The 13,181-nt window shown below is 63.3% G+C and carries 9 protein-coding genes; 4 read left to right on the top strand and 5 right to left on the bottom strand.

Annotation, left to right across the window (positions count from 1 at the left end; all coding sequences use genetic code 11):
• From HDG32_RS31675 to HDG32_RS31660, 4 genes are all read left to right on the top strand, one after another.
• Nucleotides 1-414, top strand: a 414-nt coding sequence (locus tag HDG32_RS31675; protein WP_184073387.1) for an amino acid ABC transporter ATP-binding protein, incomplete at its 5' end; no start/stop codon positions are given.
• An 873-nt stretch (nt 415-1,287) separates the two neighbouring features.
• Entirely contained in the window at nt 1,288-3,489 is a 2,202-nt protein-coding gene (locus HDG32_RS31670; RefSeq protein WP_260336666.1) for a LuxR C-terminal-related transcriptional regulator, read from the top strand.
• Between the two features lie 182 nt (nt 3,490-3,671).
• Nucleotides 3,672-4,097, top strand: coding sequence for a DUF1801 domain-containing protein (locus HDG32_RS31665; RefSeq protein WP_184073383.1), 426 nt, complete (start codon nt 3,672-3,674; stop codon nt 4,095-4,097).
• Nucleotides 4,098-4,317: 220 nt separating this feature from the next.
• Complete coding sequence (locus tag HDG32_RS31660; RefSeq protein ID WP_184073381.1) at nt 4,318-6,051, top strand: IlvD/Edd family dehydratase; 1,734 nt, start codon at nt 4,318-4,320, stop codon at nt 6,049-6,051.
• Nucleotides 6,052-6,179: 128 nt separating this feature from the next.
• Here HDG32_RS31660 and HDG32_RS31655 read toward each other — a convergent pair whose 3' ends face one another.
• The 5 genes from HDG32_RS31655 to HDG32_RS31635 all read right to left on the bottom strand — a co-directional run bounded on the left by HDG32_RS31655 (nt 6,180) and on the right by HDG32_RS31635 (nt 12,608).
• A complete protein-coding gene (locus HDG32_RS31655) occupies nt 6,180-7,235 on the bottom strand; it encodes a serine hydrolase (protein ID WP_184073379.1) in 1,056 nt (351 codons plus the stop codon).
• A gap of 43 nt (nt 7,236-7,278) precedes the next feature.
• On the bottom strand, nt 7,279-8,571 hold the full coding sequence (locus HDG32_RS31650) for an MFS transporter (RefSeq protein WP_184073377.1): 1,293 nt from the start codon (nt 8,569-8,571) through the stop codon (nt 7,279-7,281).
• A 363-nt stretch (nt 8,572-8,934) separates the two neighbouring features.
• The gene (locus HDG32_RS31645) at nt 8,935-10,113 is read right to left on the bottom strand and encodes a porin (protein ID WP_184073398.1); all 1,179 of its coding nucleotides are present in this window, start codon (nt 10,111-10,113) and stop codon (nt 8,935-8,937) included.
• Nucleotides 10,114-10,442: 329 nt separating this feature from the next.
• Nucleotides 10,443-11,558, bottom strand: a complete 1,116-nt coding sequence (locus tag HDG32_RS31640) for a succinylglutamate desuccinylase/aspartoacylase family protein (RefSeq protein ID WP_184073375.1) — start codon at nt 11,556-11,558, stop codon at nt 10,443-10,445.
• Between the two features lie 267 nt (nt 11,559-11,825).
• Entirely contained in the window at nt 11,826-12,608 is a 783-nt protein-coding gene (locus HDG32_RS31635) for an ABC transporter substrate-binding protein (protein ID WP_184039263.1), read from the bottom strand.
• Between the last annotated feature and the right edge of the window lie 573 nt (nt 12,609-13,181).

Here is a 13,181-nt window from a genome sequence, read left to right as displayed (position 1 = left end):
GTCAAGGGTGTCCCTCGTGCGCAAGCGTCGGAGCGCGCAATTCACCTGCTGACACGGGTTGGCCTGGCCGCAAAAGCCAACGAATATCCGGCACGGCTGTCCGGCGGTCAGAAGCAGCGCGTAGCGATCGCGCGGGCGCTCGCGATGGATCCGGAGGTCATCTTCTTCGACGAGCCCACGTCTGCTCTCGATCCAGCGCTGCGGGAGGATGTCCTGACCGTCATGCGCGACGTTGCCAAAGCGGGCATGACGATGCTGATCGTCACGCACGAAGTGCGGTTTGCGCGAGATGTAGCGGATCGGGTTGTTTTTATGGACGGCGGCGTGGTTGCCGAAGACACGACACCGCAAGCCTTCTTTGGTGAAGGCAGCAGTCCACGGGTAAGGCAGTTTCTGCATCTGATCGAGACCTGAGTATTGAGTACGCCGCGACACCGCCTCGAATCACGCGTAGGGCTTCCGTTGCAAAAGCGTTGGCGGAAGAGTTCGTGCTTTATCGCAAGGAGCAGGAGAGGCGGAAAGCGTCGGCGACGTAACACAGCCCGCTAGCTCAACCGCAAACTCCGCAATACGTCGAGCACATACTTAAGATAGCGAGCAATTCGTGTCTAGTACTAAAGCAATTCAACGTATACATAAAACGTCCCCCGTGCAGACAATGGAGACGTCCTTTTGGGCGGTGGTTCGGCGGGATGGGGAATAGTCATGGAAGCCTCTTCAAACAGTGCCGATCGCGAGTGGAGCGTGTCATTGATCCAGACCAAAATGATCGCGCCGCGTATTCCGTCCGGCTGCGTGCAACGGCTTGCTTTACTCAACAGGCTCGATGAGCGACGACCAGGCAGCGTCGTCGTCGTGACGGCGCCGGCGGGCTTTGGCAAGACCACGTTGCTGACCGGATGGAGCGAAGCGCTGTCGGAGGAAAAGCACCCGGTCGCGTGGCTCAGCCTCGACGGAGAAGACGATGACCCGCAACTGTTCGTCGCCTATCTGGTGGCGGCGCTGTCCCGCGTGGCGGAGGACATCGCGTGGCAAGCGCAGCAATTGCTGAAACTCGATTCACTGACGCCGATCAGAACAGTCATTTCGGTGCTGTTGAATGGCATTGCCGGATGCGGCCGCAGCGTTTTCCTCGTACTCGATGACGTCGATCGTGTGACCGCGAAACCGGTGCTGGCGGTGATCTCTCGTCTGCTGCGCTATGCGCCTGAGAACATGCACGTCATGCTTGGCGCGCGCGCCGAACCCGCGTTGACGCTCGGGCAACTTCGAACGCCGGAGAAGCTGATGCGCATCGGCGCCGAGGATCTGCGCTTTTCGATCGACGATGCACAGTCGTTTTTCGACCGGACAGGTACTGTGCGGCTCGAACGAAGCCACATCGAGCTGTTGAACGAAACGACCGAAGGATGGGTCGCGGGTCTCCAACTGGCCTCGCTTGCGTTAGGTCAGATGCGTGACACGTCCAGGCTCGCCGACAATCTGGCGGGCCCGGGTTCAGGAATCGACCGCTACCTGAACGATACGGTCCTCGCGCATTTGCCGCCGCCGATTCTGACGTTCCTGCTACACACATCGATTCTCGAGCGGCTCAGTCCCGGTGTATGCGATGCGATCATGGGGGATGAAGACGGCGAAAGCGGAGAAAAGCTCGACTGGCTTGAACGGCACAACGTCTTCATCCGACCACTGGACGAAAGGCAAGACTGGTTTCGCTATCACGCAGTGCTATCCGATGCGCTGCGACGGCGTCTCATGCGCCAGATGCCGCAACAGATTCCGGTGCTGCATCGTCGCGCATGCCAATGGTTTGCGGCGCAACGTCTGTGGCCCGAGGCGGTCCGTCATGCTCTGGCCGCCGGCGATTTCGAACTGGCGACGCAGTGGGCGGAGAACTGCGCAATAGACATGCTGGAGCGCGGCGACCCCTACGCGCTGCTCGGGTGGATCAACAAGCTTCCGCCCGATGCCGTTCGTGGACGGTTGCGTTTGCGCCTTGCCAAAGCATGGGCGCTTGCGTTCTCGCTTCAGATCACCCGAGCGTCGAAGGAAATCGGCACGATTGTCGACGAATTCAACCGGAAGCATCACGCGGATGGTGGCGTGATCGACGAAGCGATGCTGGCCGAGGTCAACGTGGTTGCTGCACTGGTCGCCGGTATCGGTGACGACAGCGAGCGTGCGCTTGAACTGGGATGCGCGGTGGACGCGTGCGGTGTGGCAGTTGCACCGTGGGTCAAGCATTACTCGCAAACAGTGCAATCCTTCGGGTTGATCTATCGGGGCAGATTCGACCAGATCCTTCGTATATGGGACCTCGTCAAAAACCGCACGGAAGCCAATCCCGAGCCGCACCACTCGGACCTGCTGCGAGACTCGATGTATGGTTTCGCCGCGCTGATGCATGGCGAGCTGGCCGAGGCGAGACGAACGTTCGAAGCGACGTTGCGGCGCGCCGAGCGTGCTCTGGGGGCTTCGGCGGCTGGCGTGGCGAGCATCGCCGGTTGTGTTGCATACATCTGCTACGAGTGCAATGAACTGCCGAAAGCGCGGGAAATGGTTGCCGGCCGCACGAACATCGTATTGGAGAGCGCTCCGATGGGTGCGCTGGTGCGACACATACTTGCCGCGGCACGCCTGCTGTGGCGTGACGGGGAGACGGGTTCGGCGCTGGCCGTTCTCGAAGACGGCCGTCAGGTCGCGTTGACCCGGCAATGGTTGCGTCTGAAGCTTACCTGCGATGCCGAAGCGGTGCGATTGCTGATCGAAGCCGGCAACCTGGCGCAAGCGAAGCGGATCGCCGACGAGCTGAGCGGGAGCGTCCCAGCGCTATGTGAAGGGCGGAATGGATCGGCTATCGAGAGCTGGACGTACTATTGCATTCTGCAGGCCCGGGTTCAGATGGCCGAAGGCCTCGCTGCCAAAGCTGTCGTGCTTCTCGAGCGCTCGCTCGATACGGTCGCCGCAATGGGCTGGCGTGGCTCCGAGGCGCTCGTTTCGCTTCTGCTTGCCCGTGCGCTTGAACAATGCGGGGAAACCGACAGGGCGCTCGCTATACTCGGCCGCGCGCTGAGCATTGGGGGTGCGATCGGTATCGTCAACAGCTTCGTCGATGAAGGGCAGCCCGTGCGCGCACTATTGCAACGGTTTCGCCGAGGATCGGGCAGCATGGTGACCGCGGAAATGGCCTATGCCGACAGATTGCTCGCGGCGTTCGACGCACGCGATGGTTCCCAATCCGTTCCCCCGAGGTCTGTCAGGGTCATGACAACATCGTCAGATATCCTGAGTGTCAGGGAGTTGGAGATCCTCAACTGCGTTGCGCTCGGACTTTCCAACAAGGAAATCGGGCGATCGTTGAAACTGGCGCCCGAGACCGTCAAATGGCATCTGAAGAACATCTTCGAAAAGCTCAACGTGAGTTCGCGCATCGAAGCCGTGCAGAGCGTCCTGGGTTTTGGCGTTGGCGAGGGGCGCGCCGCAATGTAGCGGTGCGAGGTGGTTCCAGAAGCGCCCCGGCTTGGACATTGCGAGCGACGACGCGAATTTTTCTGCGGAATGGCCGGCCGCGAGCTTATCGAAGTCAATACGCGTGCGGGCCAACCGCGAACACGACCGGAGATTACAATGGCCAGATTGTTACGGCATCCTGCCGTTTTGACCTCACTCCAATGAACGCATCCGAACGTATCGACGAACTGATCGCGGGACTCACCGACTGGCGCGGCGTAACCTTCGCTCGCATCCGTCAATGCGTGCTCGCGGCGGACCCGGCGATCGTCGAGGAATTCAAGTGGATGGGTAGCCCGGTCTGGTCGCGCGACGGCATGATCGCGGTCGCCAACGCGCACAAGGGTAAGGTCAAGCTGACCTTCGCGCATGGGGCGGGCCTGGCCGACCCGGACGGCTTGTTCAACGCAGGCCTCGAAGGCAACGCGCGGCGCGCGATCGACTTCTTCGAGAGCGACGGGGTCGACGAGCGCGCACTGAAAGCGCTGGTGCGCGCCGCAATCGACTATAACCAGAATCATCTCAAGAAGAACATGCGCGGTGCACTGCCGAAAGCCGGCCGTAAGCGGGCGTCTGGCGACGCCTGAGGCCGGCACAGTTTGCTCGCCAGCCCCGCCGCGAACCCCGGTGAGTCGATACCAGAATTGATATCGATATCGCCAAAAATATAATTGGAAAGATATCGACTCGCTCCGTACACTTCACCATCCCTGGACCCTGAGCGGCAACCTTGCGCCGTAGCGCCGGGCGGGCCGCTTCAGTCAAATTGGCCGGTGAGGGTCCCGGCACATGCATCAAGGACCTAGCATGTCGGAAAAAAAGCGGAAATTGCGCTCGGCCGAGTGGTTCGGCACGGCTGACAAGAACGGCTTCATGTATCGAAGCTGGATGAAGAATCAGGGCATTCCCGATCATGAGTTCGACGGGCGTCCCGTGATCGGTATCTGCAACACGTGGTCCGAGCTGACGCCGTGCAACGCGCACTTTCGCAAGCTCGCCGAGCACGTGAAGCGCGGCGTCTATGAAGCGGGCGGCTTCCCGGTCGAGTTCCCGGTGTTTTCCAACGGCGAATCGAATCTGCGTCCGACCGCGATGCTCACGCGCAATCTCGCGGCGATGGATGTCGAGGAGGCAATCCGCGGCAATCCGATCGACGCGGTCGTGCTGCTGACCGGCTGCGACAAGACGACCCCCGCGCTGCTGATGGGCGCGGCGAGCTGCGACGTGCCGGCGATCGTCGTGACCGGCGGCCCGATGCTGAACGGCAAGCTCGACGGCAAGAACATCGGCTCTGGCACCGCGGTGTGGCAGCTGCACGAATCGCTGAAGGCCGGCGAGATCGATCTGCATCAGTTCCTGTCGGCCGAGGCGGGCATGTCGCGCTCGGCGGGCACCTGCAACACGATGGGCACCGCGTCGACGATGGCCTGCATGGCCGAGGCGCTCGGCACGTCGCTGCCGCACAACGCGGCGATTCCCGCGGTCGACTCGCGCCGCTACGTGCTTGCGCATATGTCGGGAATCCGGATCGTCGACATGGCGCTCGAAGACCTGAAGCTGTCGAAGATCCTAACGCGCGAGGCGTTCGTCAACGCGATTCGCGTCAATGCGGCGATCGGCGGCTCGACCAACGCGGTGATTCATCTGAAGGCGATCGCGGGGCGCATCGGTATCGATCTCGAACTCGACGACTGGGTGCGCATCGGCCGCGACACGCCGACGATCGTCGACCTGATGCCGTCGGGCCGTTTCCTGATGGAAGAGTTTTATTACGCGGGCGGCCTGCCGGCCGTGCTGCGCCGGCTCGGCGAAGCGAACCTGCTGCCGCATCCGGACGCGTTGACGGTCAACGGCAAGTCGCTGTGGGACAACGTGAAGGATGCACCCAACACCAACGACGAAGTGATCCGTCCGCTCGACAAGCCGCTCGTCGCCGATGGCGGCATCCGCGTGCTGCGCGGCAATCTCGCGCCGCGCGGCGCGGTGCTGAAGCCGTCGGCGGCGACACCCGGGTTGCTCAAGCATCGCGGACGCGCGGTCGTGTTCGAGAACCTGGAGCACTACAAGGCGCGCATCGTCGACGAGACGCTCGACGTCGACGCGAATTCGGTGCTGGTGATGAAGAACTGCGGGCCGAAGGGTTATCCGGGCATGGCCGAAGTCGGCAACATGGGCCTGCCGCCGAAGCTGCTGAGGCAGGGCGTGAAGGACATGGTGCGCATCTCCGATGCGCGCATGAGCGGCACCGCCTACGGCACCGTGGTGCTGCACGTGACGCCGGAAGCGGCGGCCGGCGGCCCGCTCGCCGCGGTGCAGGACGGCGACTGGATCGAGCTCGATTGCGACGCGGGCACGCTGCACCTCGATGTCAGCGACGCGGAACTCGAGCGCCGTCTCGCGCAGCATGTGCCGCCCCAGCCGCCGGAAGGTGGCGGCTACCGGCGCCTGTATATCGATCACGTGCTGCAGGCCGATGAGGGTTGCGACCTCGACTTCCTCGTGGGGTGTCGAGGTTCCGCGGTGCCGCGGCATTCGCACTGACGCGCCGTTGCAACGGCAACGGCTCGGCCCATGACCGTGCGGGCGATGCATTCGTGCATCGCCCGCATTTTTTTGATCTGTCGTTGGCGTTCGCGGCGCAGCTGCCTTGGATGATGCGCCGCGAACGGCTATTGGCCGAGGTTGTCGACCGCGTCGAGCACGAGCCCGAAGAACTCGTTCGCCGCGGCCGGATTCAGCCAGCGCACGACCACCGTCATGCGCCGCTCCGGTTCGACCCACGTGAACGAACTGCCTGCGCCGACACCGAAATAGCTCGACTCCGGCACGTTCGGGAACACCTTGCGCCCGGTGTTGAGCCACACGAGGTAGCCATAGAACGGCGCGATCGCGCACGGCGTGCGCATGCGCGCGATCCATTCGGACGACAGCACGCGCTGGCCGTTCGCGACGCCGTCGTCGAGCAGCATCTGTGCGACCTTCAACTGATCGTTCGCGCTGACCGATATGCCGCCGCCCCAGTGCGTGCCGCCCGGCACCGACTGCATGCGTCGCCCGTCGATTTCGACCCACGCATTATCGTAGCCGACCCATTGCCAGTTTTCGCTCGCGCCCGAAGGCCGCATGATCGCTTCGCGAAACACCTCGGGCAGCGGCTGACGGAACAGATGCAGCAGCGCGAGCGAGAACTGGTTGATGCGGACGTCGTTGTATTCCCAGTACGTGCCCGGCCGTTGCGGCGGACGCAGATCGCCTTTTTTGCCATCGGGCGGCGCGGCGAAATTGACCGTACGGTAGTGATCCGCCTGATCCGACAAACCGAAGTACGTGCCGCGCCATTCGCTCGTTTGCTGCAGTAGATGCGCCCAGCTGATCGGCGCGTTGTGTTCGTCGTCGAAGCCGATGTCGGGTACGCGCACGCGCACCGGTTCGTCGACGTCGGGCAACAGGCCGCGATCGTGAGCGACGCCGGCCAGCAGCGCGAGGTACATCTTCGCGACACTGAAGGTCAGGTCGGCGCGATCCGGTTCGCCCCAGCTCGTCAGCACGCGGCCGTCGACGGCGATCGCGCCCGACACCGGCCCGCGATCATGCACGGGACCGAGCAGCCTGTTCCACGGCGGCGGGTCGTTCACGTGCACACCCCATGCGCCGCCCACATGGCGGTCCCAAAGCGATTCATGATCCACCGCGAACTGCACGGCTTGCTGCAAACGGTCTTGCATGGATAAGGTCCTGTCGGTTCAACGAAGCCCGCGAGGCAGAGACTCAGCGTGCGTGCAGTCGCACGCGTGCCCACATCACGGTGAAAAGGCTGAGCACGGCCGCGAGCATCAGATAGAGTCCGGGCGCGAGATTATTGCCGGTCGCCGCGATCAGCGCGGCAACGGCGAGCGGCGTGAAGCCCCCGAACACGGTGGTGCCGATGTTGTAGCCGAACGCCATGCCGGTCGTGCGCGTGCGGGTCGGGAACAACTCGGACATCAAGGCCGGAATCGGCGCGAAGTAGGTCGCCTTCAGCAACGCGACCCACGTGACCGCGGCAAGCAACGAGCCGAGCGACGGGCGCGCGTTCATCAGCACGAAGGCGGGATACACGGTCGCGAAGAACAGCACGCCGGCGCCGAGCATGATGCGCACGCGGCCCACCTTGTCCGACAGATGACCGACCACCGGCGTGAGCATCATCATGATCAGACCGGCCGCGAGCGTCGCGATGAAGCCCGACGACGGTGCGAGTCCGAGCTGCCGCGCCGCGTAGGTCGGCATGTAGAGCAGCATGTAGTTGGCCGTGGTGGTCAGCACGAGCACGCCGATCGACACGAGCACCCGTTCCTTTTGCGTCGCGAGCAGTTCTCGCACCGGCGCGGCGGATTTTTCCGCGCGCTCGAACTCCGGCGTTTCGTCGATGCGGCGGCGAATGTAGAGCCCGACCGGACCGATCAGCATGCCGAACAGGAACGGAATGCGCCAGCCCCAGCCTTCGAGTTGCGCGGTCGTCAGCGTGCTCGTCAACACCGCGCCGAACAGCGACGCCAGCACCGTGCTCGCGCCCTGGCTCGAGAACTGCCAGCTCGCCATGAAGCCTTTGCGCTCCGGCGCATGTTCGATCAGAAACGCGGTCGAACTGCCGAACTCGCCGCCCGCCGAGAATCCCTGCAACAGCCGCGACGCGAATACGCCGATCGGCGCGAGCACGCCGATCGCCGCATACGACGGCATCAACGCGATCATGCTGGTGCCGAGCGTCATCATCGCAATCGATAGCGTCAACGATGCCTTGCGGCCTTTGCGGTCGCTGAACGAGCCGAGCGCGAGCGCGCCGATCGGTCGCGCGAGATACGACAGCGCGAAGGTGCCGAGCGTGAGCAGCAGCGACACGGTGCGGTCGTGCACCGGAAAAAACGTGCGCGACAGCACGGCCGCGAAGTAGCCGTACACGACCAGATCGTAGAACTCCAGTGCGTTGCCGATCGAGGTCGCGAGAATCAGCCGCGATACGCTCGAGCGCGAAGTGTGCCGCGCGAGCGCGTCGGCGGTGGTGACGGAGTCCATGCTCATGACGAAGTCCTCTGGCGGCATTGGGAGGCGCGCCGGCAGTGTCGCGTGAGCGGCGCGGGCGCGGGATCGAAGCGTGTGACCCGATGTTGGGGTGGACGATATTTATAGACAATTACAATATTTGGCAGATATCGTTGCCGAAACGGCAAAGCGGGATCGAGATGACCCAGCTATTCGATATCGCATGCAGTCTCGAAGGCCTCGCGTTCGATCCGGCGTTCGTCGAATTGCTGACGGGCGCGATCGAGAATCCGGCGTTGCTCGACTGATTCCGCGCCGCAAAAGAAAAAGCGCCCCGTAGGGCGCTTTCCATCGATTCGATCAGGCAGGGAACACAGATGTTCCCCACCGCGAACCGTCTGCTTAGAACTTGTGACGCAGACCGAGACGGAACGCCAGCTGGTTGTCGGCGCCGACGCCCGACGTGCTGAAGTAGCTCGAGCTCGAACCGATCTGTGCCTGCAGATCCTGCGTGCCGTTGCGGCCCGACGCGATCTGATAGATGCCCAGTACGTACACGTCCGTGCGCTTCGACAGCGCGTAGTCGCCGCTCAGGTCCACCTGGTTCCAGTGACCGACGTTCGCGCCGCTCAGGTGCATGTACGTGTAGCCCGCGCCTGCCGTGATAGCCGGCGTGACCGCGTACTTCGCGCCTGCTTCGTAGGCGGCGAACGTGGTCGACCCACCCGAGATCGGTGCGAGGCGCGTGTTCGTGTACAGGGCCCACAGCGTCGCCGGGCCGAATGCGTAGCGGCCGCCAACGCCGAACGTGCGCAGATCCTGGATCTGGCCGTTGCCGATCGTCGGGAAGGTGACGTTTGCCAGCGAAGTCGAGAAGGCCGGCGATGCCTGGCCCGGATAACGGATGTCCGTGTACGCCGCGCCGATACCGAACGGGCCGTTCGCGTAGTTCGCGCCGAAGCTGTAAGCGCGCGACGAACCTGCCACCGGGGCAGCGGACGTGCCCGTACCCGGCGTGCCGGCAAAGCCGCCTGCCGTGTTCGAGAAGCCGTACATCGCGCCGAAGGTCAGGCCGGAGAAGTTCGCGCTGCTGAACTTGACCGAGTTGTTGATACGGCTCGACGTGAGCTGGTCGACGTCGTTGATGTGGTAAGCGTAGTTGCCCGCGACGGTCTGGCCGCCGGTCGCGTAGTTGGAGCCGAGGTAGTCGGTCGAGAACGAGTACTGGCGACCGAACGTCAGCGAGCCGACGTTGTTCTGCGACACGCCGACGTACGCCTGGCGCCCGAACATCGCGCCGCCCTGGCCGGCGGTGCCGTTCCCGCTGTTGAAGCCGTTTTCCAACACGAACAGCGCCTTCAGGCCGTTACCGAGGTCTTCCGTGCCACGCAGGCCCCAACGGCTGCCGTTCGCGACGCCGTCGTCGTACTTGGTCAGGCTGCTGTGGCCGGTGGCCGTTTTCGAGTTGTTCACGTAGCTGATACCGGCATCGATCAGGCCGTACAGCGTGACGCTGCTTTGTGCGTGAGCGGCGGAGGCGAAGACGGCAAACGTAGCGGCGGTCAGGATTTTCTTGTTCAACATACTTCTCCGAGTTAGCAAATTTTGGCGATCGCGACGCGCTGCTCTGCGGCAACGTCGCGCGATGGCCGGCAATTTAAGGGAACGCTGAGTAAGGTATGTGACATTGAAAGATTTCTTTCGCGGTGTCGTGTCGGCGCGACACTTTGCGTGCGCACTGGAGGCAGGTGTATCGGTGGCGGGGCGGGTCGGTCGACCCTGGAGCGAGGCTGGACGCGTGGCAGCGAATCGCCCGCCTGGCGGCGGGCGATCGGTGATTTCAGCTGGTGCGTGAAAATTCAGTTACATGGCCGGCCGCGACAGCAGCGACGGTCGCAGCGGCTCTGGCGTCAGTTGCTCAGCAACGAGCCGCTGCGGAACGGCGTCTGGCCGGCGATGCGCGCGAATTCGAGGCCGGCCGTCGCGAAACGCGCCAGATGCCGCGCGTACAGCACGCCGGCCACGGAGTTTTTGATCGTGACGACGCGGTCCGTCAACGGATCGACGATGTCCGCGATTTCCTGGCCCACGTCCACCCACGTGCCGACCGCGCAGCGGTAGACGAGCACGCCGCTGATCGGCGCGACGAGCGGCTCGGCGCCTGCGAGCGGCGTCGCCGCGAATTCGAGCGCCGGCATCGGCGCCGGCTCGCCGTCGACTACGCCGCGCGAGGTCAGATACTCGATGATCGCCTGCGCGTCTTTTTCCGCGAGTTCGTACGACACATCGCGCTGGCCGCGCAGCTCGATCGTGACCGAGATGCCGCCGTTCGGGATCGGGAAGCGCTCGCCGAAACGGCCGCGCAGATCCGACCAGCAGAAGCTGTGGATCTCGTCGAACGGATTGCCGACCGAATTCAGCGCGAGCAGCGACGCCTTCGCGTCCAGGTAGCGCGCGAGCGGCTCGACTTCGGGCCACAGGTCCGGATTGGTGTACAGGTGCATCGCGGCTTCCCAGTCGCAATGCAGATCGAGCACGACGTCGGCGTCGTACGAGAGCTTTTGCAGCGCGAGGCGTTGCGAGCCGAGTTCGGTGGTCGGCTGCTGCGCGTCGAGCGCTTCGCGCATCGCCGTGCGGATGGCGGCGCGGTTCGCGTCGATGTCGCTGGTCAGACGCGATTCGATGAACGGCTGCACGAGTTCCGCGAGGTCGTAGAAGTTGCGGTTGAAGTTCTGCGCGCTGCCGGTTTCGAAGCGGCCGAGCATCTGGCCGAGCAGATGCTGATTAAGGCCGATCGGATTCGGCACCGGCACGACCACGACTTCGCCACGCAGCTTGCCCGCGGCTTCGAGCGCGGCCAGCTTGCGGCGCAGCGACCACGACACCAGCATCCCGGGCAGTTCGTCCGCATGCAGCGACGACTGGATATAGATTTTCTGGCCGCCGCCGGGACCGTAGTGGAAACTCGTCAGTTCACGGGCGGTGCCAAGCGACGGGGCGATCAGCGGATGGGTCAGGGTTTGCATGGTTTTGGCTTCGCGGCCCGGTCGGAGCAGCCGCGCTAGGTGGTTGATTGCAAGGGGAAAGATGCGCGCCGGCAGCGCGCGTGGTCCGCATGCGCGGACTGCGGCAACCTGTCTCAGGGGAGCCGCGTCTCGCACGATCTTAGCCGATATGCCACACGATGTGGCTTGATGTGGCTAGATGTGGAGCCGCAAAAACAAAACGGGCTCCGCGTCGCGGAGCCCGTTTCGGACACGCTGCCGGCGCGCCGTACGGCGCGCGTGGGCAATTTAGCTGCCGTACACGTCGAAGTCGAAGTACTTCTTCTCGATCTTCTTGTAGGTGCCGTCCTTGATCATGTCGGCGATCGCCTTGTCGACCTTCACCTTCAGATCGGTGTCTTCCTTGCGCATGCCGATGCCGGCGCCATTGCCGAGGATCTTCGGATCGTCGAGGTCCTTGCCGACGAACGCGAAGCCCTTGCCGCGCGGCGTCTTCAGGAAGCCCTGGTCAGCCTGCACCGCGTCTTGCAGCGCTGCGTCCAGACGGCCCGAGATCAGGTCGGCGTAGACCTGGTCCTGGTTCTGATACGCCACGACTTTCGCGCCCGCCGGTTCCCAGTAGGTCTTCGCGTAGGTTTCCTGGATGGTGCCCTGTTCGACGCCCACCGTCTTGCCCTTCAGCGATTCAGCGGTCGGCAGGATGCCCGAGCCCTGCTTCGCGACGAGGCGCGTCGGCGTGTTGAACAGCTTCGACGAGAAAGCGATCTGTTCGGCGCGTTGCGGCGTCATCGACATCGACGACAGCACGCCGTCGAACTTCTTCGCCTTCAGTGCCGGGATCATGCCGTCGAAGTCGTTTTCCACCCACACGCACTTCGCACCGACGCGCTTGCAGATTTCGTTGCCGAGGTCGATATCGAAGCCAACGAGCTTGCCGTCCGCGCCTTTCGACTCGAACGGGGGATAGCTGGCATCAACACCAAAACGGATCGTCGACCAATCTTTAGCGTGCGCGCCAATCGAGACGGTGGCAAGCAGAGCAACCGTCAAAGCCGCTAGCAGTTTTTTCACTGTTTTTACTCCTCGGTGTAGTTCAATTACGCCCTCGGCGGTTGTGCCGCCTCGGGACGCCCGGCGCGACTCGCAAACGGGCTTCTGGTCAGGATGCAAGCCGGGGTGGCCTGCAACGCGCGCCAAGCTTATCAGTTCAAAAATATTGGGAAGCTAGTAAAACACCGGATGGCGCGGAGGAGGCCCTCTAGAGCAACGCTTGCGCCCCAGCCGGTGTGGCCGGATCGTACACCGTTGGTAGGGTTTGCGTAACGCGGATGCAATGCACGAGCGGTAATACGAAGGGCCGGCGAGCGTAATCGACTGGGATTTACGCCGGTTTTCTCGCGAGTTCACCGAAGACCGGTTTGAAACGCGAGTTTGAAACGTGGACGGATCGTTAAAGCTCGCGGCTGAATTTGCCGTTAATTAAGAACAGCCTCGAGGCTATTGCCTTGCACGTTATTACCAGCACCGATATTTTTGCCCCGCCGTTTCGAACCGGTGCAAAAACAAAGGCTTTGGCGCTATCATCGATGCTCCCTGCGTTGGACGCCGGCCGCCCGCGCAGGCGGGGATCGCTCGGGCGCAGGT

This window comes from Paraburkholderia sp. CI2 (assembly GCF_014201055.1).
GTDB classification, from domain to species: Bacteria; Pseudomonadota; Gammaproteobacteria; order Burkholderiales; family Burkholderiaceae; genus Paraburkholderia; species Paraburkholderia tuberum.
The sequence above is the reverse complement of the archived record's forward strand: the minus strand, read 5'-3'. Positions and strand labels throughout refer to the sequence as shown.